The 26533-nt window shown below is 53.3% G+C and carries 23 protein-coding genes; 14 read left to right on the plus strand and 9 right to left on the minus strand.

Annotated elements, in window-relative coordinates; genetic code table 11:
- Positions 1-2: 2 nt before the first annotated feature.
- From HCZ99_RS06410 to HCZ99_RS06420, 3 genes are all read right to left on the minus strand, one after another.
- The gene (locus HCZ99_RS06410; RefSeq protein WP_167446133.1) at positions 3-248 is read right to left on the minus strand and encodes a hypothetical protein; all 246 of its coding nucleotides are present in this window, start codon (positions 246-248) and stop codon (positions 3-5) included.
- A 199-nt stretch (positions 249-447) separates the two neighbouring features.
- A complete protein-coding gene (locus HCZ99_RS06415) occupies positions 448-978 on the minus strand; it encodes a hypothetical protein (RefSeq protein ID WP_167446134.1) in 531 nt (176 codons plus the stop codon).
- Positions 966-1406 (minus strand): hypothetical protein, encoded by a 441-nt coding sequence (locus tag HCZ99_RS06420; protein ID WP_167446135.1) that lies wholly within the window; start codon positions 1404-1406, stop codon positions 966-968. The genes HCZ99_RS06415 and HCZ99_RS06420 overlap by 13 nt, the downstream gene beginning before the upstream one ends.
- Positions 1407-2008: 602 nt before the next feature.
- On the opposite strand from HCZ99_RS06420, the gene HCZ99_RS06425 reads away from it, so the two are divergent.
- The 4 genes from HCZ99_RS06425 to HCZ99_RS06440 all read left to right on the plus strand — a co-directional run bounded on the left by HCZ99_RS06425 (position 2009) and on the right by HCZ99_RS06440 (position 8599).
- The gene (locus HCZ99_RS06425; protein ID WP_167446136.1) at positions 2009-3847 is read left to right on the plus strand and encodes an autotransporter outer membrane beta-barrel domain-containing protein; all 1839 of its coding nucleotides are present in this window, start codon (positions 2009-2011) and stop codon (positions 3845-3847) included.
- 341 nt (positions 3848-4188) lie between these two features.
- Positions 4189-4503, plus strand: coding sequence for a hypothetical protein (locus HCZ99_RS06430; protein WP_217701468.1), 315 nt, complete (start codon positions 4189-4191; stop codon positions 4501-4503).
- Between the two features lie 150 nt (positions 4504-4653).
- Positions 4654-5274 carry a S24 family peptidase gene (locus tag HCZ99_RS06435; protein WP_167446137.1) on the plus strand — a complete coding sequence of 207 codons (621 nt, stop codon included), beginning with the start codon at positions 4654-4656 and terminating at the stop codon, positions 5272-5274.
- Positions 5275-5404: 130 nt separating this feature from the next.
- Positions 5405-8599, plus strand: coding sequence for an ATP-binding protein (locus HCZ99_RS06440; protein WP_254869490.1), 3195 nt, complete (start codon positions 5405-5407; stop codon positions 8597-8599).
- Between the two features lie 47 nt (positions 8600-8646).
- Here HCZ99_RS06440 and HCZ99_RS06445 read toward each other — a convergent pair whose 3' ends face one another.
- Positions 8647-9441, minus strand: a complete 795-nt coding sequence (locus tag HCZ99_RS06445) for an inositol monophosphatase family protein (RefSeq protein WP_254869491.1) — start codon at positions 9439-9441, stop codon at positions 8647-8649.
- Positions 9442-9730: 289 nt separating this feature from the next.
- Here HCZ99_RS06445 and HCZ99_RS06450 point away from each other — a divergent pair, with 289 nt between their 5' ends.
- Positions 9731-10615: a branched-chain amino acid aminotransferase gene (locus tag HCZ99_RS06450; protein WP_167446140.1), complete on the plus strand. Its 885-nt coding sequence runs from the start codon at positions 9731-9733 to the stop codon at positions 10613-10615.
- A 79-nt stretch (positions 10616-10694) separates the two neighbouring features.
- On the opposite strand, the gene HCZ99_RS06455 is transcribed toward HCZ99_RS06450, so the two are convergent.
- From HCZ99_RS06455 to HCZ99_RS06465, 3 genes are all read right to left on the minus strand, one after another.
- Positions 10695-11282 (minus strand): DUF4136 domain-containing protein, encoded by a 588-nt coding sequence (locus tag HCZ99_RS06455; RefSeq protein ID WP_167446141.1) that lies wholly within the window; start codon positions 11280-11282, stop codon positions 10695-10697.
- A 187-nt stretch (positions 11283-11469) separates the two neighbouring features.
- Positions 11470-12057, minus strand: coding sequence for a TetR/AcrR family transcriptional regulator (locus HCZ99_RS06460; RefSeq protein WP_167446142.1), 588 nt, complete (start codon positions 12055-12057; stop codon positions 11470-11472).
- A gap of 119 nt (positions 12058-12176) precedes the next feature.
- The gene (locus HCZ99_RS06465) at positions 12177-13136 is read right to left on the minus strand and encodes a proline dehydrogenase family protein (RefSeq protein ID WP_167446143.1); all 960 of its coding nucleotides are present in this window, start codon (positions 13134-13136) and stop codon (positions 12177-12179) included.
- 258 nt (positions 13137-13394) lie between these two features.
- Here HCZ99_RS06465 and HCZ99_RS06470 point away from each other — a divergent pair, with 258 nt between their 5' ends.
- Both HCZ99_RS06470 and HCZ99_RS06475 read left to right on the plus strand, forming a co-directional pair.
- Positions 13395-14450, plus strand: a complete 1056-nt coding sequence (locus HCZ99_RS06470; protein ID WP_167446144.1) for a hypothetical protein — start codon at positions 13395-13397, stop codon at positions 14448-14450.
- A gap of 210 nt (positions 14451-14660) precedes the next feature.
- Entirely contained in the window at positions 14661-15206 is a 546-nt protein-coding gene (locus tag HCZ99_RS06475) for a YgjV family protein (protein ID WP_167446145.1), read from the plus strand.
- An 87-nt stretch (positions 15207-15293) separates the two neighbouring features.
- On the opposite strand, the gene HCZ99_RS06480 is transcribed toward HCZ99_RS06475, so the two are convergent.
- Complete coding sequence (locus tag HCZ99_RS06480; RefSeq protein ID WP_167446146.1) at positions 15294-16886, minus strand: lysine--tRNA ligase; 1593 nt, start codon at positions 16884-16886, stop codon at positions 15294-15296.
- Between the two features lie 443 nt (positions 16887-17329).
- On the opposite strand from HCZ99_RS06480, the gene HCZ99_RS06485 reads away from it, so the two are divergent.
- The 5 genes from HCZ99_RS06485 (at position 17330) to HCZ99_RS06505 (ending at position 24091) form a co-directional block, all read left to right on the plus strand.
- On the plus strand, positions 17330-18388 hold the full coding sequence (locus HCZ99_RS06485; RefSeq protein WP_167446147.1) for a sensor histidine kinase: 1059 nt from the start codon (positions 17330-17332) through the stop codon (positions 18386-18388).
- 6 nt (positions 18389-18394) lie between these two features.
- Entirely contained in the window at positions 18395-20833 is a 2439-nt protein-coding gene (locus tag HCZ99_RS06490; RefSeq protein WP_167446148.1) for a two-component system response regulator, read from the plus strand.
- A 165-nt stretch (positions 20834-20998) separates the two neighbouring features.
- Entirely contained in the window at positions 20999-23074 is a 2076-nt protein-coding gene (locus tag HCZ99_RS06495) for a methyl-accepting chemotaxis protein (RefSeq protein WP_167446149.1), read from the plus strand.
- Positions 23075-23244: 170 nt separating this feature from the next.
- A complete protein-coding gene (locus HCZ99_RS06500) occupies positions 23245-23649 on the plus strand; it encodes an MAPEG family protein (RefSeq protein ID WP_167446150.1) in 405 nt (134 codons plus the stop codon).
- A gap of 88 nt (positions 23650-23737) precedes the next feature.
- Positions 23738-24091, plus strand: coding sequence for a DUF1801 domain-containing protein (locus HCZ99_RS06505; RefSeq protein ID WP_254869492.1), 354 nt, complete (start codon positions 23738-23740; stop codon positions 24089-24091).
- A gap of 7 nt (positions 24092-24098) precedes the next feature.
- On the opposite strand, the gene HCZ99_RS06510 is transcribed toward HCZ99_RS06505, so the two are convergent.
- Positions 24099-24560, minus strand: a complete 462-nt coding sequence (locus HCZ99_RS06510; RefSeq protein WP_167446152.1) for a MarR family winged helix-turn-helix transcriptional regulator — start codon at positions 24558-24560, stop codon at positions 24099-24101.
- Positions 24561-24848: 288 nt separating this feature from the next.
- Between HCZ99_RS06510 and HCZ99_RS06515 the strand changes: the two genes are divergently transcribed.
- Entirely contained in the window at positions 24849-25880 is a 1032-nt protein-coding gene (locus tag HCZ99_RS06515) for an alpha/beta hydrolase (protein WP_167446153.1), read from the plus strand.
- Positions 25881-26003: 123 nt separating this feature from the next.
- Positions 26004-26429, plus strand: a complete 426-nt coding sequence (locus HCZ99_RS06520) for an organic hydroperoxide resistance protein (protein WP_167446154.1) — start codon at positions 26004-26006, stop codon at positions 26427-26429.
- The last annotated feature ends 104 nt before the right edge of the window (positions 26430-26533 follow it).

The raw sequence follows: 26533 nt of genomic DNA on the forward strand, positions 1-26533 counted from the left end.
GCCTAATCCCCCAACAGGTTTTTACCGCCCGCCGCCCCGTTCACCGCCGAGCTAATCCGATCTGACAACAAGCCACGATGCCCCGTCGCAATCAGGCCCGCCCGGCCATAACACCGACGCTCCAACGCTTCTTGCCGTGCTGCCCGTGCGGCATCCTCCGCACTTTCGCTTTCGCTGGGTGGTGCGGGTTGCGCCGATGGTCGTGCGGCCGGGGCCGCCGGCTTTGGCGTTGAAAACAAACTGCCCATCGGGGCCTCCTTTTGGTTAAGTGCGCGGGGGGTTGAATGCTCGGGTCATTATTTTGGTGATTGTTTGGGCGGTCCCGACATCACTGCCGATGCGGGTCGCGTTCTGCGCCGCCCAAAACAAAAAGCCCGCAAGGCCAAAAGCCGTGCGGGCGCAGTTGTGGTGTTGATTTGTCTCTTATGTCACATTAAAAAGAACAAATCAAGAACATTTTTCAGAAAAATGCACATCCCCCGATGTCAGCGTCTTTTCACCGCGCTTAACAAGTGCACGATAAAGCTGCCATGGCGTGATGATCCAAACCCCGGAAACCCCCAAAAGCCGCTTGATCAGCTCAACACAGCTCATCGGGCCCAGTCGGATATGATGGGCGACCGACGCCGGATAAGACGCCCAAATACAATGATATCCAATCGCCCGGTAATAAGATGCCGGATCAAACAGCGGTGAATAACACCAGCTTTCACATCGGATGCGATGGCTTTGCGGATCAAGGCAAATCCATTCCCCGGCCCGCGCCCCGGAAATCAAAACAAAACAATGGCGAAAGCCGGGCTTTAGCAAGCGCAAAAGCTTCTTTTCCGGGGCGTCGCCAAACACCACCAGAACCGAAACCTCCCGACCGGATGCAGATTGTTCCGCCCAATTGCGTGCCATGCCGCGAACATCGGCACGGCCCACAACCGCATCGCTTTTTTCGCCAGGATTCCCCCGAAATGTCACGTTCCGCATGGTGATAAATCCCCGATCATTTCCATCATGACGTCTTCATCGTGAAAGGTTTCCGGCGGGCGTACCTCGACAATATCGCGGGCCACCAAGACCGGCTCAAGCGCGTCCATGGTCGCACACCAAAGGTCATATTTCGGCTTTTCGCGGGCATCGCGCGGATCGGGTGCACGTTCAATTAATCCATAATATTCAAGGACCTGCAAATGCCGGTTGGTTAAAACCCCGTCGCGCGCCAGGCGCATCACCGCGTTATAAACATCATCGGGATCACACGGACGAACCACCTCGCCCGCATCGGCAACCACACGCGCCCCTTCGATCCGTGCGGTTTGACAGCGCACAAACCAAAACCACGCCTGTTCGGCACTGGCGAACCGTGTAATGGGCCGCTCAGAAAGCGGTTTTGGAAAAAGTCGTTGTTCGGTCACGTCGCCCTCCTGCTTGTTGAACTCCATCTCAACACCGGCACGCCCAAAACGTACGCCAACCGCCAAAAACAGGATGTGATCGACCGTTGACGCATGGCATATCCATGCGCCTGAAATGCGTGGTGATCAGTGATTTCCCCTTATCGCGAAGCCATCAAAAGCCGGGCGCTACATACTGTGACGGCTGCTGTGCAAGCCGTTCTATGCCCCAACTCGATAAAATCGCTGCGACCTCCGGATGCAATTCCGGTGTTGATGCACAAGCTATAATCCCCTTTTGTTCTTTATGTAAAGGATTAATTTCCTATTTTTCAAAAACAGCCTGAAAGGATGCGATTCCCGCTTTCCGACAAAGCGGCGCATTTCGGCCATCTTCCGGTACACAACCAATGGTAGCGCGCCGTTGCGCAAAGAATCTGCTGGTAGTGGATCATATTCCCAAGCTGTAACAGTTCACTCTTTCCGTGTCGCACGTGCTCAAGAAGAAGAACCTTTTTAAAATCAATAATTAAGAAAAGACATGCCCCCCGAACGGTTCCTATAGACAAGCACTGTCAACCCCTCTACACCCAACGTTGAAAAAGTGGATTTTAGGGGAAACCATGAGTATTTTTACCTATGAAAAGCGCAACCGTATTGTTGCTGCTTCTGCTGTCATAGCAGGGCTATCGGGCGCGTCTTTTCTGACGACAAGTGCTCATGGGGCAGCGAACATTTGCGCGACAGTTAATGGCAACACCTATTCCCAACTGTCGCTCACGGGACAGGGAAATACGGGGGACAGCTATTCGTTTACCGCTCAGAACTCATCAGGAAGTTCGGTAAATATCGGCATTGCATATGATAACAGCGACGGAACGCCATTCATTACCTCTGGCGGGGTAAATGGCGAAGCGCTCGCAAATGGTGCCTTCAAAGTCTTTACCTATACGGCAACCACGACCGATTCGAACGCAAAACTTATTTTAAATGACCCGTCAGGTTCTGCAAATATGACCTTCGCAGTCACCTGTACCGCGCTGAGCACAGACTCAAACACCTCAGACGAAACCACCAGTAAAACCGCGATTTCCTCGGTCTCACGCTCGCAAACAACTGTGATCCAGCAGAATATCGGCGCGCGCGTTTCCGCTGTCACCGGGGCCGCCGGATCGGGTGCAGCTGGTGGCGCTGGCGGCGCTGGTACTGCAGGTGATGGCGCAGATAGCCCGACGGACGACGATACAACAAACCTCATAGGCAACCTGACCGCGCCCTTTTCCGATAACAACGGCACTCGCAACAGCAACAGCATCACCGATGGCGGTGATGCACTGCGCCGGATGGCCATGATGGGCAGTTTTGACAGCTCGACCGGTGCGGGCTTAACGGCACTTGGCCTTGGCCCGACGGATCAGGGTATGAACGGCGGCACAAACGCGATGGACGGACGGTCGGCGTTAAACACCCCGTCCCCCTTCACCGTTTGGGGCCATGGGTCCTTTACCTCGCTTGATAATGATTATGTTTCCGGCACAACTGACAACCGGTATGACGGCGATGTCTGGGGATATAATATCGGGCTCGATTACAGTTTTGCCCCGGCGCTCACGGCGGGTGTGTCACTGGGCTATAATGACACCAACCTGACGACCAGCTTCAATTCCGGCACCTACGAAGAAAAAGGCTGGGTCGTTTCGCCCTATGCGATTTACCGCCCGATCTATAATCTTACTGTCGTCGCCGAAGCAGGATTTGGCCAGGGTAATATCGACACCGCGCGGGACAACCGTGCAGTGCAAGGCAAGACGGAGTCCCAATTGTGGTACGCCGCCCTTAGGGGATCTTACCGCGTTACCCCGCTGACCGAGTTGCCATACTTTGCCGTCACACCGTCGGTTGGCGTGATCGCCGCCCACAAGACAGTCGACAGCTATACCGAAAGCAACGGCACAGCCGTCGGAACCATCCGGTCCAATACCCGCCAGATCACCCCGTCGCTGGAGGCATCCTATGACCTTCACCCCACAAACAGCCTTGCGATAACGCCATTTGCCGACGCCGAAATCGTTTATGATTTCACCGATGAAATCAACGATGATGCAATGGCCGTTAACATCGGCGGCGGCGTGCGGCTTTCTGATCGGAACACCGGCCTGAATGCAGCGCTTGAGGCAAGCTACCTTGCGGGACGAACCGATTACACCGAATACACCATCGGCGGCACAGTGACCTATGGCTTTGCGCTCCATGACGATAAAGGACGCAATCTAGGCATCGTCAAACCGTTCTTTGCCAGCAACCTGAATGAATTTGGCAATCAGCGCATGCGAACCGGTCTTGGCTTTGACAGCGGTCAACTGACCAGTGAACTGGCGCTTAGCCACATGATGTCGATTGCCAATGACGATGATGACGCCGACACATCATCGCTCGAAATCCGCGTTTCGATGCCATTCTAAACCGTTACCAATCTCAAAGATGATCTTGAAACCTGCCCTGACATTCAGGGCAGGTTTTTCTTTGCCAACACTCCCATGATCAGCTTTCCGCTGCCCGCATTGTTATTCCTGCAATGGCGCATTGCCGTGCGTCAGATCGAACATCCGGTCTCGTTTGATTTCAAACGCACTTAGGACGTTGGGGTACATCAAGCATACAACTAGGATTAATTTCCCTCTTTTATAAGAACATCCCATAACCATACTCTGTGCGCGCATCACCCGTAATTCTCTCTATGAGGTCGATTTTACAGCAAGAGTATGAGATGATTTTGTGTCGTTATCGAAGGGGGGAAATCGATATGAGAGCACTCGTGTTTTTAGGGCTATTCGTCTTGGCAAGTTGCACCAGCCAAATGATGAACAGCTATATCGGTAAATCAATAAAAGAACCCATGCTCGATTACGGTCCCCCCATCAACGTAATCGAGCTTGATGACGGAAGACGCGCCTATCAATGGCAGGTCATAACGAGTGGAATGACGGCGGTTTCCGGGCCAACAACGACCACCTACATCCCGTATTCAGATTCCTGCATTCACACACTGACCGCTAAAAAAACTGGGGGCGACTATATTGTCGATGGATACCGCAAAACCAGTTTCTTCTGCGAATAGTCTACTTTTTACAATAGCACCTCTTCCATTTGCGGATTCCTTTCTCAGATTAAGAGATGTGCGCTAGGTCGCGCAAAGCTCCACCCACTGCCTCCAGAGGTGAGGAATTAATTCCTTCCGCTTTCTCTTTTCTTCCTGTTAGAATATCGCATGATCCGACATCAACAAATTTGGGCCGCCCTTGATCAGATTGCTGCCGACCACGGTTTAACACCGTCGGGATTGGCGCGTTTGGCACAGTTGGACCCAACGACCTTTAACCGATCCAAACGCACCACAAGTCAGGGCAAAACCCGCTGGCCATCGACCGAAAGCATTTCAAAAGTACTTTCGGTAACCGATGTCAGTTTTCGCGAGTTTTCCGAACTTGTTGACGGCAATGGTGCCGGGCGCATTCCGGTGATTGGCTTTGCCCAGGCGGGCAACCGTGGCTATTTCGATGATGCGGGCTATCCGGTTGGCGGCGCGTGGGAAGACATTACATTCCCCGCCATGCATGACCCAACCGCTTATGGGCTGCGCATTGCAGGCGATTCCATGGCACCGGTCTTTCGCGATGGGGATTTGATCATTGTTAGCCCCGCGTCAAACATCCGCCCCCATGACCGGGTTGTGGTTAAAACCATCGAGGGCGAAGTCATGGCCAAGGAACTGGTCCGCCGCGGCGCACTTGGTGTTGAGCTTAAATCGCTGAACCCAGCCTATGAAGACCGCTTTATCACCGCCCAGGAACTTGATTGGGTGGCGCGTATTTTATGGTGCAGCCAGTAAGCAAAGAACAAAGCTAGATTTGCACGCAAAAATAATGTTGCATGTAAGCGGCATCCGTTATTCAAATCGTTAATCCTCAACCCTACATTAAGCTCAGCAACCTTAATCCCGGGAAGGACGTTACTTGCATTTGCAGCGCCACCAGATCTTACGCTTTTTGGCGATTGCGGCCGCGTATTTCCTGACCGGAAAGGCGGGGATTCTGCTGCCGTATCATGAAACGGCGCAATGGTTGATCTGGTTGCCGACCGGCATTGCAATGGCCGGCCTGATCATGTGGGGCTGGCGCTATTTCCCGGCGGTATTTTGCGGCGCGTTGACCCTTACTATGACAGGCACGCTCCCGATCTTTACCGGGGTCTTGTTTGCCATAAGCACGACATTTTCCACCGCCCTGCCTGCTTTCATTATCAATCGGTATTGTTCGGCCAATCCGTTTTCATCGATGCGATGCCTGACCGGCTTCCTTGTTGTCGCGGCAACCGGCGCACCACTGCTATCGGCATCTTTGGGCTGCTTGATTAGTTTGGCTACGGGTTTTGCGGATATTGATCGCCTGCCCGCCCTTTGGGAAGGTTGGATGCTTTCAAGCATGGCGGGCACATTGATTGGAACGCCGCTCATTTTGCGGCTGTTTGATCATGCGTGGAAGGACCACAAACCAAGCTACTATTTTGAACTGGCCTTCATTTCCCTTGCCGCGATTATACTAAGCTCCGTCGTCTTGATGACACCGCCGCTTTCGCGGTCTGAATTCATCTTTATCTTTGTGTCATTGCCGTTCCTGATCTGGGCGGCCGTTCGCTTTGGTTTGCTGGGCGCGACCTTGATCAATGCCTTGATCATGTTTGACATCATCGTCTTTACGTCGCATGGCACCGGCGGTTTCGTTTCGCAGAATTTCGGTGCCGGCACGCGCCAGATTTACAGCTACATCATCTCCGTCACGCTGATCACCATCGTCTTGGCCGCAAGCCTTGAAAAGATGTCCTACATCACGCAGCGCGCGCATGATGGCAAAGTATCCCAAGACATTCACCGCCTGCGCGGCAATCTGGCGCTGTTTGTTGCTATTTTCGGCGTTTTGCTTTCGGCCGTTGCCGGTTGGTACACCTATGACCAACTAGATGAGGCCGACCGCGCACAAACCGAACAATATCGCCGCGCGTTCGAAGCATCCCTTCGCGAAGAACTGGGCCGTGGCACAGACTCCCTCGTCGCGGTGCGGACCCTGTTTGATGTGCATGGCAATGTGTCGTTCAACACTTTTGATGCCATGATCGCTCCTTGGGTCAATCGTCGGCCGGGTGTCGCGGCCCTTGAATGGGCACCCTATGTTGATCACCGTTCGCGTGAGTTGGTCGAGGAAAATGCGCATCTGCGCGGCGTCGAAGATTTCGAAATCCGCAGCCTTGAAAACGGGAAACTCGTTCGCGCCCCGCAAAGCGATGCCTATTACCCGATTTTCTATGTCTTCCCGCGATCCGGGAATGAACGCAGTACCGGCTTTGACCTTGCCAGTGATCCTGCCCGCAAAAAGGCGCTTGAAAGGGCCCTTCGCACCGGCAACGTGACATTGACCGAACCGCTTAATCTGACCCCATCAAAGTCGACGGTTGTGACATCGCTGGCATTGTTGGGCGTGAAAAACCGGCGCGATCCGGATGGGCCACCGCTTGGCATCGCAATTGGCATCTTGCGCCTGACCGACATGATCGCCCGTGCGGCGCGTGTTGCTCGCCTGCCGTCAAACTATGAACTTCATCTGGCGGACTTTGATGCCGATGGGGGACCGCGTCTGATTTATTCAAACTTCGGCGCTGATGATGCACTTGAAAAGCTCGCCAACGAACGCGCTATTCCCTTTAACCCCAATATTTCAACATTCAGCTTTGGCTATCGCAACTGGACGATTAATCTTCACGAATCAAAGACGACCTTTACCGGCATTCTGTACTGGCAACCTTGGGCGATCTTTATTTTCGGCACCACGATATCGATTTTGCTGACGATGTATTTGCGGTCGCTGACCCGGACAGAACGGCAAATTGTCGAGCTGATTGAAATCCGCACAAGCGAACTTGAACACGCGCGCGCCGATGCCGAAAATGCCATGAACCAAGCGCAACAAGCCGACCGGGCCAAATCAGAATTCATCGCCCATATGAGCCACGAATTCAGATCGCCGATGACCTCAATCCTTGGCTATACCCAGTTGGCAACAGATACGCTCGATGCAGATCCCTCGCAGGACACATTGCGCGGCTACCTTGCCACCATCCGAAGTGCCGGTAAGCACGTCTTGTCGCTGATTGGCGATATTCTTGACCTGTCAAAGATCGAAGCTGGCAAACTCATTCTCGAAGAAGTGCCGTTTGACCTGCACCAAGTCTGCGAAGAAGTCTCCTCGATGATGCTTGTGCCGGCCCGCGCACAGCAAAACAGCCTTCACCTTAACATCGCGCCAAACATGCCACGCTGGGTGGTGGGTGATCCGGTCCGCTTGAAACAGGTCATGACGAACTTTGTCTCCAATGCGGTGAAATTCACCAAATCGGGCAATGTCACGCTTGATGTCACGCCGGTTGCTGTGACCGATGACGATTTGTCGATCCATGTTGCCGTGCGCGATGACGGGATTGGCATCCCCAACAACAAACTGAAATCTATTTTCGAGGCCTTTGCACAGGCCGACACCTCGACCACCCGGCGCTATGGCGGGACCGGGCTTGGTCTTGCGATCTGTCAGAAAATCATTCATGCCATGGGCGGGACGATCAAGGTCGAAAGCAAGGAAGGCGACGGCAGCACCTTCTCGTTTGATATTACCTTGCCCCGTGCCAGTGAAAATGCGCTCGATACCTCGCAAACCGCGGAAGACGCCCCCGTTGACGAAGGCCCGCGCACGCAAACCTGGAACCTTTTGCTGGTCGAAGATATCGAAATCAACCGCATCTTGGCCCAGAAGCTTCTTGAAATGCAGGGCCACACCATCACCACCGCTGCCGATGGTCAGGCCGCCCTTGATATCCTATCGACCGAGGATTTCGACGGGGTTTTGATGGATGTGCATATGCCTGTTCTTGATGGTCTTGCCGCCACCCACGCCGTGCGTCAACTTGATGATCCGATCAAGGCGGATATTCCGGTTCTGGCGCTTACGGCCGATATTTCAAACGACAATCTGTCGGCCTTCCGCGAGGCCGGCTTTGATGCCCATTGCACCAAACCGCTCGACATCAAAGCCATCAACAGCGAACTATCGCGCCTTGAACACAGGATGCTGGATCAACGCCGTGCCAAACAGAAAAAGGCAGGCGAATAACATCGCCCGCCCCTATTTCGTCGGCCAAATCGATTGGTCTGTGGCGTTTAACGCATAATCCCGGTCATGTGCGATAGCTCATCTGCCACATGCGGCCCGGCGGCCAAAATCGGCCCGCCTTTTTCAAGCACATCGGGAATTTCCAAAAACGCATTGGTCCAACCACCTGCCTCACGCATCAGAATGATGCCCGCCATGCAATCCCATGCGTTGATATCGGGCTCGTAATAGCCAATCAAACGCCCGGCGGCGGCATAGGACATCATCAACGCACATGAACCATTGCGGATAAACATGCCTTCACGGTCCAGCAAATCACCAATCAGCGGCACAATTGCGTCACTGCCGACCCGATGCGAAATACCAATCCCCAAAACACCGTCGCTGACTTTTGCGCAGCGCGATGCTTCGATGGGTTCACCATTCACATAGGCCCCATCGCCCTTCATCGCGGTAAACAGCTCATCCCCGCACGGATGATAAATAAGGCCCAACACCACCTCATTGCCCACCATCAGCGCAACCGAAATGCACCAGGTCGGCATGTGATTGACAAAGCATGCCGTGCCGTCAATCGGATCAATCACCCAAAGACAGTCATTGTCACCTTTTTCAATCCCCATTTCCTCGCCCAGGAATCCATCCTCGGGAAAGGAATCGGCGATGCGGTCACGAATGATCGCTTCAACGTTTTTATCGGCGATACTGACCATATCAAGCGCATTGGTCTTCATTTCGATCTTAAGATCACCTGCCGTGCCGTCATAATAGTCCACGGCGCGTTTGCCCGCCTCGCGAATGACGTCGCGTGCGTGTGAAAATCGTGCTTCAAGATCAGGCATACTCATGCGTCCTATGGCTGTTATCAGTTTTCCGGGCTGATCTGGCCCGGTCATATTTTTGATCAAGCAGACAGCTATACAAAATCATTTATCTACACGTATTGAAAGATTTGATGACATTATTTGTCACATATAGATTGAAGATAAACTGTGATCTTTTCTTTGACCCGCATCGGGCAAAAACCTTATTGTCGTTGCCGAAGAACACATCGCCCCACAAATAATGCCAAGACCTTGGCGACAAATCGCTGCGTCCTTGGCCCTTTCAAAGTCAATCAGGAGCATCCCAATGGCTCATGCCACCGCTGAACACACCGCCACCGCTGTCACAACCTGGACCTGGTTCAAAGGCGAATGGTTAGAAGGCAACCCAAACATCCTTGGTCCGCAAACCCATGGTGTCTGGATGGCGTCGACCGTGTTTGATGGTGCGCGCCGCATGAACGGCAAGATGCCCGATCTTTACCCGCATTGCGCGCGCGTCATCCGCTCGGCCGAATTAATGGGCCTTAAACCCGCCATCACCGCGGATGAAATCGTTGCTTTGGTCAAAGAAGGTGTCAAAAAGTTCGACCCGTCCCTGGCACTTTACATCAAGCCTATTGTGTTTGGCGGCGAAGGTTTCCTCGCCCCGACCCCGGAAAGCGCGCAGTTTGTGTTGTGCATCTCGGTCACGGAAATGCCCGAAGCGGTCAAAACCGGCTTTACCGCACGCAAATCAAGCTTCCGCCGTCCATCCCCCGAAAGTGCCCCGACCGAGGCAAAGGCCGCCTGCCTTTACCCCAATGTCGGCCGTGCCGTGACCGAGGCCAATGACGATGGCTTTGACACCGGCGTGATGCTCGACCCGATTGGCAATGTTGCTGAATTTTCTTATGCCAACCTGTTCTTTGCCAAAGATAACGTTGTTTACACCCCGGCCATCAACGGTACGTTCCTGAACGGCCTGACCCGCCAGCGCGTCATCACGCTTTTGCGCGACGACGGGTTCGAGGTTGTTGAAAAAACCTGCAAATACAGCGACGTTGAAAACGCTGACGAAATCTTTGGTACCGGCAACTATTACAAGGTCGCCCCGTGCGTCAAACTGGATGACCGCACCCTTGCAGCTGGCCCAATCACGCGCCGCGCGCAAGAGCTTTACATGGCCTTCACAGACGCCAGCGAAGACTAAAAAACACTTTCAGACAACACAAAACGGGCCGGAATTTCCGGCCCGTTTTCTTTTGCGTCTCAGAATAATTTGGCGGTTCCTACTGCGCTGGGGCCATCGGCGCGCTGCGCCCTGCGACATAGGGGTACTTGTTAAAGATCGATGCCACCGCACTGCGGATCGCGGCATTTGGCGCGTCACGCATGGATGTCGTGACACGACCAACCGCCGATCCTTCCCAGATCATTTGATTGGTCTCGCGGTCCACGAAATCGATATTAAGGGTCCCTTGGGTATAGCTATCGGCATATCCCGGCTGAACATAGCCCGGCCAGCCGACATACATGCCATTGCGATATCCGTGCCGTCCGCCAACGTAAACCGGTGCGGATCGTTGAATTTTTTCTTCTGTCGCCAGATTGAAGTTCACCAGAAAATCGGGATTATGGATATCAAGCTGATACCCGCGGGCTTGCAAGGCGCTGGTAACCGCATCCTCAATCCGCTGGCCCGACAGGGTTTTATAATCCCCGTCCTCCGCCTTACCGGCCCCTTCCATAAAGGCAAAGCTTTGATAACGGCCAAAATCCGTGGCCGGGTCAGCATCGGTATAAACGCGTGGCCCGGTTGCGCAGGCTGCCAGCATCGCCACCAAAACGCCCGCAATCGCAGTTTTAAAAATCTTCATGGTGTTGCTGTTGCTCCCTTTGCCAAAACAATCGCTGTTTTCGCCGATGTGCCCAAATCTTTATCTGCAACCATAGCGCCTAAAATTGGCTCCATCATGGCAATATATCAAATCGCGCTGATCTTCCCGGTCCTGCCGATCGGTTCACAGGTTGGCAAAACCGCCATCCAAACCAGACATACTATCCTCAGCGATCCATCAAGTCCCCGGCCAACTGGCGCAAATCGTTGATGTCATCATCAAGGATTTTGCGATCATTCATTGCATGCGCCAAAACAATCGCGCCTTGCCAACGCACGATCATACGCTGGGCGGTTTTATGGGCAATATCCCCCGACACGCCAGCTTGGCGCATTTGATCGGCCAGCCAATTGATCAGGGCGTTAAAAATCGCCTGCCCGGTTTCACGTGTCGGGGCAAAATCGGTATCGCCGGGCAGATCAAGCATCAATTTCCCAACCGGACAGCCATGCATCACCCGGCGCGGTGTCATCGCATCCAGATAATCAAAAAATACCGACACACGCTGTTTGGGCGTGCCGTTGGGCGCAATCGTCGCCAAAAGCGGAATGAACTCATCTTGCATGGTTTCCATCGCCGCCAAGGCCAAGTCATGCTTTTTGGGAAACCGGTAAAACACGCCCCCGGCGGGTAATCCGGCTTCCTTGGCAACGGTTTGAATGGTGGCCGCATGATAGCCATCGCGCCAAATCACATTCATCGCCGCCCGTGCAAGCTTCGCACGCTTTTCTTCGGAGGATAATTTACCGGCCATCACGCGCACCTATCACCATAAGTAAGTTAACTAACTTATAGCAAAGGTACGGCGTCGCGCCCCGCCAATCAACAGGAAATGCCGCGAGCACATAAACTCGCGGCGTCATAAGGGCCGCGTTAGCGCCCCTTGGACATACTTGATCGCATCAAAAGCCCAAGGTTCCGCGGGTTTTCGCCAACCCGGCGCCATGCATAGGCCCACCAATCTTTGCCAAACGGCGCATAAAGCCGCAAACGATGCCCCGCCGCCACCAATTCGCGTTGCAACGGTTGGTTCACACCATAAAGCATTTCAAACTCAAACTGCTCAGGTGACCAGCCTTGTGCCTTTGCATGCTCAATGATCGTCCATGCCAATTTGCGATCATGCGTCCCAAACACCGGGAAAAACCCATTTCGTTTGGCCTCGGCCGATAACATCATGGTGGATAACCGAAAGTAGTTTTCGTCAATATCATCGCGCTTGGTAAAGGCAACATCATCGGGCGGGGCCATCGCCCCTTTTACCAACCGCACCATCGCACCGCGCGCAATCATATCGCGCAGATCGGCCTTGGTCCGATGCAGGCGCGCTTGCAACGTTTGCGCCACTTGGTATCCGCCATCGGCCAAGCGATGATGCAGGCGCAAGGTATCATCAACCATGTCGATATCTTCCATATCGATCATCAGACGAATGGTGCGATGGGGCGTTTCCAGACCAATTTCGTTTAGCTTGGCGGCAAGATGATCAACATTCCGATCCAAAATCGCCTGATCCTGCATATAGCCCAATTGCGACGGATCGATGGAAATGTGAATATCCAGCCCGGTTTGATCAAGAACGGGCACCAGCGCGTCCAATTGCGCCACCGTTTCGCGCACCTGGCTTAAATCCGTGACATATTCGCCAAGATAGAAGCTTGAAACACGTATGCCATCACGCGCAAGCGCCTCGGCACGTGCAACATGGCCCGCAACATCCCCGGCACTGACGAACTGATCCGCCAGCCCGGTTTTATGTCCAATTGCCTCGCCGATTGCGCGCAACGGTTTGCTGCATGCCACGGCGATCATTGATTTCTGCCACATCCCCATTGAAAATATCCTGTTTCGTGATCTTGCTATTTATCCAGTTTACACAGGCACAACAGCATTTATTGAATGATATGCGCCCGATTTTTGATCACCAATGATGAGCTAAGCACCGCGGTTTAAGGCCCCAATAGATTGGCCGAAATTTTGGAAAATTGCGTCCAAGGGGCTGACCGTGTATCAACAGTCCCCCAACACCAAGGACGATAATGCATGGCCCTTGGTGCCCCCAATTCATAAAAGCCTGGCCGGAGCCGATTTGTGAAAAACAACCAATACTCGCTTGCCGATATCGAGGAAGCCGTATCTGCCGGGGTGCTCGACCGCGAGGCCTATATCGCCCTTGCGCAGTACCTGACCAACCATGCGCCAGAAGCAATTGAAACAGAAAAATTCACACTGTTTCGCGGCATGAACGACATCTTTCTGGCCTTGGGCATCAGCGTTCTAAGCATCGGCTGGTTTATATTGTGGGGCCTGTTTTCCAACAGCGCCTCTTTCTGGATCGCACCATTGGCGGCCATGATCGGGTTTGTTTTGCTGGCCGAATATGTCGCAGGCAAGCTCAAAGCCACCCTGCCATCGATTGTGATTATGGTCTCGCTTTGCGCGACTTTAATGATCTATGCCGTGATGATTTACATGCAGGCAATCGGCACATCGTCGGAATTCTTTAACCTCGATAGCGTCTGGGCCCTTGGCAGCACATCGGTCAATACCGCCCTGTTGGTCGCGGTTGTCGGCTTTACCTTTCAGGTCGCGTTTTTCCTGCGGTACCGCCTGCCGGCATCCTTTGCCCTGATTGCCTTTGGCATTGTTGGGGTTTTGTGGTCGCTGCTTTTAACCGCCTTTGGCCAAAGCCTGAACCAGTATATCGATTACATGATCACCCTGACCGGGCTTTTGCTGCTGGCGTTGGGTGTTGTTGTCGATACAAAGGATCCCAAGCGCGTCAATGGCTGGGCGGAATGTGCCTTTTGGCTTTACGTGATCGGCGCGCCCATGACCATTCATTCGGTCGCGGCCTTGTTTGATGCTGCCGCGCTTGTAATGATCCCGGTCATCATCATTGCCATGCTGTTTTCGCTGATCCTCGATCGACGCTCTCCGATCATAAGCGGCCTGATCTATGTCGGCTATTTGGCAAATTCCGGCTTTAATCAAGCGTCCATTGATCCCTCCATCACGGTGGCACTGGTATGCTTTATCGTCGGTGGTCTGGTGATGGCGTTTGGCTTTGGCTGGCAAAAAGCCCGCCACATCGTGTTGTCCCCGTTTGAAGATCAAAGCTGGCGCCGTTATCTTCCGCCATCCTGACGATTACGACATGCGTAAACCCGGCTAACCGACAAAACACATTTACGAAACCTTTATGGCCCGCCCCGACCGGCGGGCCATTTGAATCCGACGCAGAAAAGCGGCAGCCCCTACGCCGCTGAGGTCGTTGCCCCGCCACCCAACGCACGCCACACGCGCGCCGAGCCTCCAAGCCGCCCACACAAACCCACACCAAACAACGGCAGCCCCATGCTTGATACGCTTCTCATCGACGCAACTCCGCGCTGGCTGATCGGCCAAGCCGTCGCCTTTCTGGCCCTTGCGCTCTGCATTGCCGGTTTTGCCAATAAAGATGACAACAAACTTCTGCTCATTCTGATTGCCGCCAACGTGGCTTTTGCCGTGCAGTTTGCTCTGCTGGGAAGCTGGGTATCGGCGGGGGTTACCTGCATTGTCATAACCCGGATCGTTCTTGCACGGCGCTATCACCGTAACCTTTTCATCATGGCGGCCCTTTTGGCAGCAACGATTGGGGTTGCCATTGTCGGCTGGCAGGATTGGAAAGATGCACCGGCCTTAATTGCGGGCATTCTTGGTACCGTCGGCATGTTCGCCTTTCGCGGCAGCATCATGCGCTGGTGGCTGTTTGTTGCCGCTTTCTTCTGGGTGCTAAGCAACGTCGCCATCGGCTCGCTCGGTGGGATTTTGGCCGAAAGTCTGGTGATGACCACAAACATCATCACCATTTGGCGCATCGAAATGGACAAGCGCCGTCTGGCTTTGCAGGCCGACTAACACACAGCCCCCCATCAAACAACAAAACAGCCCTGCATCATGGATCGATGCAGGGCTGTTTTGTTTTGGAAATTCTGTATGTCAGACTTACGCGCTAAGGTCTTCACCCGCCAATGCGCGGTCAATCAGGGCGACACTTTCGTCAATGCCGTAAAGCGCAATGAACGAGCCCATGCGCGGCCCCTGTTCCTGCCCCAGCAGGATTTCATAAAGGGTTTTGAACCATTCACGCAGGTTTTCGTAATTGTGGTTCTTCCCAACCGTGAACACTTCGGTCTGGATGTCAGACGGCTCGGTGCCCGGTGCAACCTTTGACAGCGCATCGCGCAGGTCTTTCAATGCGGCCTGCTCTGCCTCGGTCGCGGCACGGTATTTTTTGGTCGGCTTCACAAAGTCGCGATAATAATTGATCGCATAGCCAACCAGTTTATCAAGATACGGTGAGGTTTCCGGCGTTGCGCCCTTGGCATAGCGCGAAATAAACGCCCACAGAAGATCGCGGTCTTCGGTATTACAGACCGAAACAAGGTTCAGCAAAATGCCAAAGGACAGCGGAATTTTGCGGTCCGGTGCGGTGCCCGCATGGATATGCCACGCCGGGTTTTGCAAAATCTTGGTCGGATCGGTTTCGGTTTTCAGTTTCTCGGCAAAGGTCAGATATTCATCGACGGTTTTCGGGATGACATCGAAATAAAGACGTTTGGCAGTTTTTGGCTTCTGGAACATAAACAGCGACAGGCTGTCTTCTGGCGCATATTTCAGCCAGTCTTCCATCGAAAGGCCATTGCCCTTGGATTTGGAAATTTTCTGTGCGTTCTCGTCCAAAAACAGTTCGTAGTTAAAGCCTTCTGGCGGCGTACCACCGAGCGCCTTAACGATCTTGTTGCCAAGCTCCACCGACGGAATAAGGTCTTTGCCGGCCATTTCGTAATCAACACCCAGCGCATACCAACGCATCGCCCAGTCTGGCTTCCACTGCAGTTTGCAATTGCCGCCCGTCACCAGCGTTTCAACCAAATCACCGGTTTCCGGATGCTCGTAAACGATTGATCCGCTTTCGGGTTTCAGTTCGGTAACTTTCGCCATCAGGACTTTATTGGTGCCCGGCTCAACCGGCATGAACGGGCTATAGGTCGCCCGGCGTTCTTCACCAAGGGTCGGCAGCATGATTTTCTGAACCGCGTCATAGCGTTCCAACAGACGCAGAAGTGCCTCATCAAACATGCCCGAACGATAACAATCGGTTGATGATTTGAATTCATATTCAAAACCAAAGCCATCCAAAAACTCACGCAGGCGCGCATTGTTATGGTGGGCAAAGCTTTCATGTTCGCCAAACGGATCTGGCACCGATGTCAGCGCCTTGCCAAGGTGCTCTGCAACCATCTCCTTGTTGGGGATGTTGTCGGGCACTTTACGCAGGCCATCCATATCATCGGAAAAGCAGAAAAGCTTGGTCGGGATATCGCACATGGTTTCAAAGGCGCGGCGCACATAGGTCGTGCGGGCAACTTCGCCAAAGGTCCCGATATGGGGCAAACCCGACGGACCATAACCGGTTTCAAAAAGGACATAGCCCTTTTCAGGCGCCTTCTGTTTATACCGCTTGACCAGCTTGCTGGCTTCCTGAAAAGCCCAGACGTTGCTGTTAAGTGCGGCATCGCGAAGATCGGCTGTCATTTTTGAAACCTTGTTTATCAGTTGGGTGGTTGAATTTACGGAAAATATGGTCGCACAGGATCACAACAATCTTGCGCGTGCGCGAAGCTATACCTCACCCACCGCCAAGATCAAGTATCTGTTGCACATAGCAGCCAATTATCACGGCCCCAAACACCCCAATAACCCAGCAAAGACGTCAAATCGCGCAAGGGCTTCAATGCGGCCTTTTTCAAGATAATCAGGCCAATAAAACAATTTACCTCCCCTCCAAAAGTGTAGTTGTAATCTTTCTAAAAACGCAAATATGAGAAAACTTAGAGAATTGCGACACCATCTCATTGGCGGAGCCTGCGCACCCAACTTTGCAAGGTCCGCCATATATAGCGACCAAGCATGTCATCCCAGTTCTTGGCAAAACAATCAGAACTGTATGCATGCCCAGAGTGTTCTGAGGTTTAAGAATGTCGCAACGCGATGCCGTATCACAGATTATGGCCCCAACACCGTCAGCAGATACTGCTGACCAAAGATTTGAACGCGTGGTCGAATATGCGCCAACCGCGATGATCTTGATTAGTGCCGACGGGCAAATAGAAATGGTTAACGCCCAAACCGAAATCATCTTTGGATATGACCGGGCCGAGCTTCTTGGACAGCCCATCGAAATGCTCGTCCCTGCCCGCATGCGCGATGGCCATCCGCACCTACGCAGTGCCTATGCCAAAAATCCAAATGCGCGCCCGATGGGGCCGGGGCGTGATCTGTATGCACTGCGCAAAGACAACAGCGAATTTCCCGTCGAAATCGGCTTAAACCCGATCACCAGTGGCGACCGGCAGGTGATTTTGGCTGCCATATCCGACATTTCCGAACGCAAACACCGCGAAGAACAAATCGCCCGGTCACTCAAGGAAAAGGAAACATTGCTTTCCGAGGTCCACCACCGGGTCAAAAACAACCTGCAAATCATCCACAGCCTTTTGGACATGCAAACTGCGACCATCGAAGACCATCAAGCCCGCGAAGCCTTGATCGAAAGCTGCAACCGGGTGCGATCAATGGCGCAAATCCACCAGTCGCTGTATCAAAGCGAAAACATCGCCAAAGTCGATTTTGCCAATTTCTGTGAATCCCTGATTTCTTCGTTGCTTGCGGCCTATAACATCGATCCCGATCAGGTTCGGATCAAAAGTGAACTGGCCCATGTCGAGCTGGCAATTGATCAGGCCGTGCCATGTGGTCTGGTCACCAATGAACTTTTGACCAATGCGTTAAAACACGGCTTTAACGCAGATCAGTCGGGTGAAATCCTGATTTCCACGAAAATGACCGATGCCCAAACGGTGGAGCTCAGTGTCTCAGACACCGGCATTGGGCTCCCCACTGACTTTTCCATCTCAAATAGTTCTGGTCTTGGTCTTCAATTGATTGAGCTTCTCACCGAACAAATTGGTGGAAAACTGAGCATCGAGACCACACCTAAAACCTGCTTTACCATTACCTTCACCATAAAGGACTAATGCGCAGTGCCCAAGTCAGTTCATGTCATGATTGTCGAAGATGAAAGAGTGATTGCGCTGCATTTGCGCAAGCAACTTGAAAAGCTCGGCTATGAACGCACGTCAGCACATAGTGCAGGGGCCGATGCGCTTAAGGCGATATCGCTTGATCCGCCAGACATCATTTTGATGGACATCCGTATTGATGGTGATATCGATGGCATTGAAACGGCGGCTGGGATCCCACAGGATCTGATGATCCCGGTGATCTATTTGTCCGCCTATTCCGAAGATTCAACCTTGGCCCGTGCCAAGCAAACCCGCCCTTACGGCTTTTTGCTTAAGCCGTTTTCTGAACGTGAATTGCACGCCACCATTCAAATGGCATTGGAACGGCGCAAAGCCGAAGTAGCCTTGCGCGAAACCCAGCAGCGCCTGTCGCTTGCAATGACCGCCGCCCAAATGAGCTGCTGGGAAATTGATGTTCATACCCAGGAAATGCAAAGTGCGGGCATCGGGCATTTTGGCGTACGAACGGATGCCGAAACCGTCACCGAAAGCTTGAAAACGTTTCTTGACCGCGTGGTCCCAGAAGACCGCAGCGCCGTTGAGAAGGCGTTCAATCACGCCATCGAACATGGTGATTTTTATGATGTCGTGTTCAAGGGAATTAACGATCACGACGAAGTCCGCTGGATCCGCGCCCGCGGCAAGCTGTTTATCAACGAACATCTTGGAACGCGCCGTCTTGTCGGCATGATGCAAGACATCACCGAACAGCGCAAAGCCAATGAAAAGCTGCGCGATGCAACCACCGTCTATGAAACCACACAGGACGGGATTCTGATCCTTGATACGGACCTTAACGTTACAAGTGCCAATAACGCATATTACCGGATTACGGGCAAAGATGCGGAAAACACGCTCAATAAACCGCCCTATTTCATCGATGAAAATCCGGACATCCCGGACTTTTATCACCAATTATCAGAAACCCTGCGCCGTACCCGCCATTGGCAGCATGACGTGGAAATCACCGATGCCACCGGCAATGAACTGTCACTTTCCATCCGCATTATTGCCGTTGAAAACGATGCCCATGAATTGACCCACTTTGTCGCGGTTGTGACCGACCGAACCGCCATTCGCAAGGCCGAACAAGAATTGCGCTATCTGGCGCAATATGATGGCCTGACCGGCATGCCCAACCGGGTTCTGGCAACAGATCGCCTGAACCGTGCGGTGGAACGGTGCGATCTGAACAATTCAATGTTGGCCTGTCTGTTTCTGGATATTGATGATTTTAAGAACATCAATGACACACTGGGTCATACGGCTGGCGATCAGGTTCTTTTGGTGGCGGCAAACCGGATTAATGCCGCAACCAATCGGTTTGATACAACCGCGCGCCTTGGCGGTGATGAATTCCTGATTATCCGTGAAAACATCATGGACGAGGCCGATGCCGCCCAACTGGCGCAGGCGATCCTTACCGAATTACAGCGCCCGTTTTACATTGTCGGCCATGAAATGACCATGTCCGCAAGCATCGGCATTGCGCTTTATCCTGCCGATACGTCCGCGCGCCAAGACCTGATCCGACTGGCCGATACGGCAATGTATGCTGCCAAAAAACGCGGTCGGCGCACCTATGCATTTTACCAGTCCGAAATGACCGAAACGGCGACCAAATATATGACGCGCTCGCTTGAGCTACGCCGCGGGTTGGAAAACAATGAATTGGTTTTGCACTACCAGCCAAAAGTCGACGCAATGACCGGCGACCTTTTGGGGGTCGAGGCACTGCTGCGCTGGAACCACCCCCAAAGCGGCCTGATTGGCCCCAACGAAATCATCCCCGTCGCAGAACAAAGTGGTCTGATCATTGAAGTTGGCGATTGGGTGCTGCGCGAAGCCTGCGCACAGGCAAAACGCTGGCAAGTTGAACTTGGCAAAAACATCAAAATCGCCGTCAACGTATCGGTACGCCAATTAAAGATGCCAAGCTTCGCCGATGCGGTACGTTATGCGTTAACCGCGGCTGACCTTCCGGCGGAATATCTCGAACTCGAAATCACCGAAAGCATGCTGCAAGACGAAGCAAGCATGATCAGCATGCTTCATGAATTGCGCGATGTTGGGGTTTCGCTCGCGATTGATGACTTTGGCACGGGCTATTCCTGCCTGCGGTCGATCAAAAGCCTGCCGATTGAACGGATTAAAATCGACCGCGCCTTTGTCAAAGGACTGCCCGATAACAACAACGACGCCGCCCTTATCGAAGCCATGCTCGCCATGGCGCACGCACTGGATTTGCGCGTCACAGCCGAAGGCATCGAAACGCCTGAACAATGTGACTTCCTGCGCAAAATGGGCTGTCCTGAGTTTCAGGGCTTCTTATTTAGCAAACCCGTTCCCGCCCACGAAGTGTTTGGAGAGATACGCAACGAAGATCAGGTTTCATAAATATTCTTTCGCCAACCGCTTGAAATTCCATCAATACTGCCAACGTACGAAAGTATAAGGTGCGTAAACTATTGTCTTGCGCTTTCATCTAAGATGTTGAAACAATAATAAAGATACATCTTAAGTCACCACTACCCATAAGCGTAGGCTGAAAAGGATGGTTAAATGGGCGTTTCTAACCTGTCGTTGGGCGCAAAGCTGACACTTGTCAGTGCAATTGCAATTGCAGCCTGCTTGATTGTCGGCATTTTTCTTCAAACAGTTAAAACCAGTGACACAACCGAAGAGCTCACCGCTGGCGAAGCCCGCGCGGTGGCGCGTCACCACGCAGAACAAGCTGGTAGCGTGCTCAATAGCGGCATGTCGGCGGCAAAAAACCTGGCCGGGGCCTTTGGTGCCATTCGCGGTAACGACGGGGCAGATCGCGCCGCCTATAACGAAATTCTCAATCGCACCCTGATCAACAATCCATCCCTTGCGGGCGCATGGGCCGGTTTTGAACCAAATGCGCTTGATGGCAAAGACGCCGATTACAAGAACGAAGGCGATCCCTTTGGCGACGGTTCGGGCAAATACATCACCTATTACTATAATTTCGGCAACGGCATCACGCCGTACCATTTGACCGGCCTTGATAACCCAGAAGCAAACGCCTACTACACCACCCCCAAAGCCACCAATCAGCCCTATGTCACAGATGCCATTACCTATGACATTCAAGGGCGCGACGTGGTGATGACCTCGTTTGTCTACCCGGTAAAAGACGAAGCGGGCAAATTCATCGGCGTTCTGGGTGTTGACCTTGAACTCAACGCACTTTCCCAACGCTTTGCCGAGTTGACACCGTTTGGCACCGGCACGGTTAATTTGGTCTCGGCACAGGGAACTTGGGTTGCCCATGAAAATCCCGATATCCGTGGCACCAAACTTGATAATGCAAACGAAATTGACGCTGCCATTCTTGACGCCCTGAAATCGGGCGAAGCGCGCCGCATCGACGACAGCGACACCATGCACATGATTGTCCCTGTCGAAATTAATGGCTACCCGGATAAGTGGGGCGTTGTGGTCAATGTGCCGCTGGCCACCGTTTATGCACCGGCGGACAATCTTCGCAATGTCACCCTGATTGGTGGCGTCGTGCTTTTGGTGGTTGTGATTTGCGTTATCCTGTTTTCCACCAATACCCTTGTTGCCCGTCCAATGACCCGGGTTGCCGGTGTGATTGACCATCTTCAACAGGGCAATTTCGATGTTGAAATCCCCTATCTGAACCGTTCCGATGAAATTGGTGCGATTGCCAAGGCGCTTGAATCCTTTAAGGAAGCATCGGCTGGCATGCAACAGGCGGAGCGTGAAAAACTCGAAGCCGAAAAACGCGCCAGCGAAGAACGCAACCGCACCCGCACCCAAATGGCCGACGAATTTGAAAAATCGGTGGGCGGCATTGTTGTCAATGTGTCTGACAGTGCAAAAAACATGGAACGCGTATCCCATCAGATGCGCAATGCTGCGGATCAAAGTTCCGAACAGGCAACCGTTGTCGCCGCGGCCGCCGACGAAGCCAGTGCCAACGTTCAAACCGTGGCATCGGCAACCGAAGAACTGTCTGCTTCCATTCAGGAAATCAGTTCCCAGGTATCCAAATCGTCTGACATCGCCAACACCGCCGTCGAAGAAGCATCCAATGCCAACGAGATGGTCACCGGCCTTGCAGAGGCCGCCGATCGAATTGGCGAAGTCGTCAGCCTGATCAGCGACATTGCTGCTCAGACCAACCTTCTGGCCCTGAACGCAACAATTGAGGCCGCACGCGCTGGCGAAGCGGGCAAAGGCTTTGCCGTCGTGGCACAAGAAGTCAAAAACCTTGCCAATCAAACGGCAAAGGCAACCGATGAAATCGCCCAGCAAATCGGCTCGATCCAATCAGAAACCCACAACACCGGGGGCGCGATTGGCCGGGTGACCGCCACAATTTCAAGCATCAACGAAATTGCCACGGCCATCGCATCCGCCGTCGAAGAACAAGGTGCCGCCACTGCCGAAATTTCCGGCAATATCCAACAGGCATCTGCTGGGACAAACGAAGTGTCTTCCTCTATCGGGATTGTGCGTAATACGTCGCAAGAAACCGGCGAAGCGGCCTCCAACGTCCAAGAAGGTGCAAGCCAACTCGCGGCAGAAGCCCGCAACCTTGATGAGCAGGTCAAAAACTTCCTTGATCGCCTGCGCAATATCTAACACGGCGATCAAATTCTAAAACAAAACCGGGCGGCCCTGTGAAAACGGGGCCGCCCTTTTCATGAGATCGAGATAGGTTTTAATAGACCTTATTGATAGCAGACCCATTCGGTGGTTCTATTGGCAATAGGAGCGCCCCTGCGCCCAACTGAAATAAGGAACATTGCACCATGCTGCCGCTTCCCGTGACGATTTGCCTGACCGCTCTCTTTGCCTTGATGCTCACCGCCCTTAGCTTGTTTGTCTCTCTCCGCCGCCGCGAACTGGGCTTGGCAATGGGGGATGGCGATGATCAGATCTTGCGTCGGCGCATCCGCGCACATGGCAACTTCATCGAAAATGCACCGATGTGCATTTTGTTGATCCTCGCCCTTGAGGCAGTTTTGGCAACGTCTGATGCCATCTGGTTGGTTGCGTTGGTTCTGTTTGTGGCGCGTGTTTTACACGCCATTGGCACCCTGACCCGCACCAGCAGCCTGATCGTGCCGGGCGTCTTGATGCAGCATCTGACATTTGTGGTCTGTGGCGTTTGGCTTTTGGTTCAAACCATCAGCCGCCTGTCGACCGGCATCTAACCCACGGCTGATGATGACACATCCCGATTTTGCAAATGCCGGTATCGCGGCGAAGTTTGATCACTATCCACCGAAAGCCCGAAAGGTGATGTTGACCATCCGCGGCTGGATTTTTGACATTGCACAAAGCGATCAAACCATCGGCCCCTTGACCGAAAGCCTAAAGTGGGGCGAACCGGCATGGCGGGCAAAATCGGGATCGGGCATCACCATTCGCGCCGACTGGAAGGCAAAAACACCCGATCAGGTCATGGTATTCTTTGATTGCAAAACCGATCTGATTGACCGCACCCGCAGTCTTCTATCCGCCGACCTAACGTGCGAGGGCAATCGGGCGATTATCCTGCCCTTTGATCAGCCCCTAACTGAACAGGCACTTAAAACAGCACTTGGCTGGGCCCTGACCTATCACCTGGACCGCAAAGCCGCCGGTTCGGCATAGGCCGGTCTCAAAGCTGCTTGGCAACCGCCTCAAGCTGATCGCGCATCGTTCTAAGATCACGGTTCAGACGTTTTGCTAACGCGATATCAAGCCCGGTCGCATCCAAAATGCAGGCTGGGACTTCCAGCGCCATTTCGCGCAAGGCCCTGCCCTCTTCTGTCAGGCTGACACGCACAGAACGCTCGTCTTCGGGGTCGCGCTTACGCGTGACAAGACCATTACCCTCAAGCCGCTTCAAAAGCGGTGTCAACGTGCTGGACTCAAGAAACAGTTTCTCACCAATGCTGCGCACCGATTGATCATCATCCTGCCAAAGGGTCACCATCACCAAATATTGCGGATAGGTCAGGCCAAGCCGATCAAGCAACGGCTTATAGATACGGTTAAAGGCGTGACTGGCAGCATAGACTGAAAAACACAGAAAGTTTTCCAGTTGCAGAAAGTCGTCCTTATTTGGTGTGTCGTCCATCGGCTTCATCCCGTTTTCAACAGTTCTTTGTAACTCTGCAGCTTTAAGAAACCCGGCCCGTCCATGCGCCAAAAGAGACGGCGTGGGGCCGAACTACTTTTGGCGGCCCAATAGCTTTCTTGAAGTCAAAGCCCATCAATTTAAATCGCACACGATCAAATTGCAAGCGATTTTATTGCATACCTGGCATAGCTATTTTTATATCGCGAACGATTAAATCGTGTGCGATATAAAAATAGCAAAATGAAACGCCGCCAAGCTGGCAGGCCAAACCAAAGGATTAAGACCATGACCAATTTCAAAACCAAAGTTGCTTCAGCCGCCGTCGCATTGACCGTAGCCCTGTCTGCGTCCACCGCGTTGGCGAACCCGGTTCTTGAACCTGCGACGCAAAACTTCATTGATGCTCTGTCGGCATCGGGTGGCCCAGCCATCTACACCTTGACCCCGAACCAGGCCCGTGACGTTCTTTCTGGCGCCCAATCAGGCGATGTTGCCAAACCGGCTGTTGATATCACCGATACCACCTTTGCTGTCGGCCCGACCGGTGCGACCAAGGTTCGGATCATCCGCCCGCAAGGCAATCAGGATCGTCTGCCGGTGATTGTCTATTTCCATGGTGCCGGTTGGGTGATGGGCGATACAGGAACCCATGACCGACTGGTCCGTGAACTTTCTGTGCGCGCCAATGCTGCGCTGGTCTTTGTTGATTATGAACGCTCCCCCGAAGCGCGTTATCCGGTCGCCATCGAGCAAGATTACGCCGTGACCAAATATGTCGCCGATCACAGCGAACAGCTAAATATCGACCCGACCCGCCTGGCGATTGCTGGCGACAGTGTTGGCGGCAACATGACGGCAGTGGTTTCCCTACTCGCACAGGAACGCGGCGAACCGGCCATCACCGCACAGGTCCTGTTTTACCCGGTCACCGATGCCAATTTCGACAATGGGTCTTATACCGAATTTGCCAATGGCCCGTGGTTGACCAAACCGGCGATGGATTGGTTCTGGAACCAGTATCTGCCAGACGGGGCAGACCGCACAGATCCGAAAATCACGCCGATCCACGCGACTGCCGATCAGTTATCAGGCCAGGCACCCGCCCTTGTGATCACGGCTGAAAATGACGTGCTGCGCGACGAAGGCGAAGCCTATGCCCGTAAGCTGGCACAAGCTGGCGTTGAGGTCACTACCACACGTTACAACGGTACAATCCATGACTTTGTCATGCTCAATGTTCTGGCCGACACCCCGGCTGCCAAAGGCGCAATTGCCCAGGCCGGTCAATATCTGCATAGCGCCCTGCACGACAAATAAGTCGAAAAGTTTCAAATTAATTCTGGTGGGTGCGGTTGCGCCCGCCGCCTCCCGGCGACATATCAAATTGGCAGCCGGGTAATCACCCAAACCGAACCACTGTTCTCACAAAGGATGAAAACCATGTCTGTTGATGTAAAATATACCGCCCACGCTTCTGCTTCTGGTGGCCGTGATGGCCGCGCGAAAACCGATGATGGCAGCCTTGATATCAAGCTGGCCACACCAAAAGAACTCGGTGGCGCTGGCGGGGATGGCAACAACCCAGAACAGCTGTTCGCCATGGGCTATTCCGCCTGCTTTATCGGCGCGATGAAAGCGGCCGCAGGTCAGACCAAAATCAAAGTCCCTGACGACGTGACGGTAAATGCCGAAGTTGGCATTGGCCCACGCAGCGAAGGCGGTTTTGGCATTGCCGTGAAACTCAAAGTTTCACTTCCGGGCCTTGATAAAGCCGATGCTGAAAAACTGGTCGAAACGGCCCACACCATCTGCCCGTATTCCAATGCCACACGCGGCAATGTCGACGTAACCACGACGATTGCCTAAGCACGACCTCCCTCCTGCTGGTCGGCACCTCACGCAATCGTCGATCGGCATACAGAGGCCCGGTGTTCCCCTGCACCGGGCCTTTCTCGTTTCCATTCGCCAAC

The organism is Thalassospira lucentensis, assembly GCF_011806425.1.
In the GTDB taxonomy this organism is placed as follows: Bacteria; Pseudomonadota; Alphaproteobacteria; order Rhodospirillales; family Thalassospiraceae; genus Thalassospira; species Thalassospira lucentensis_B.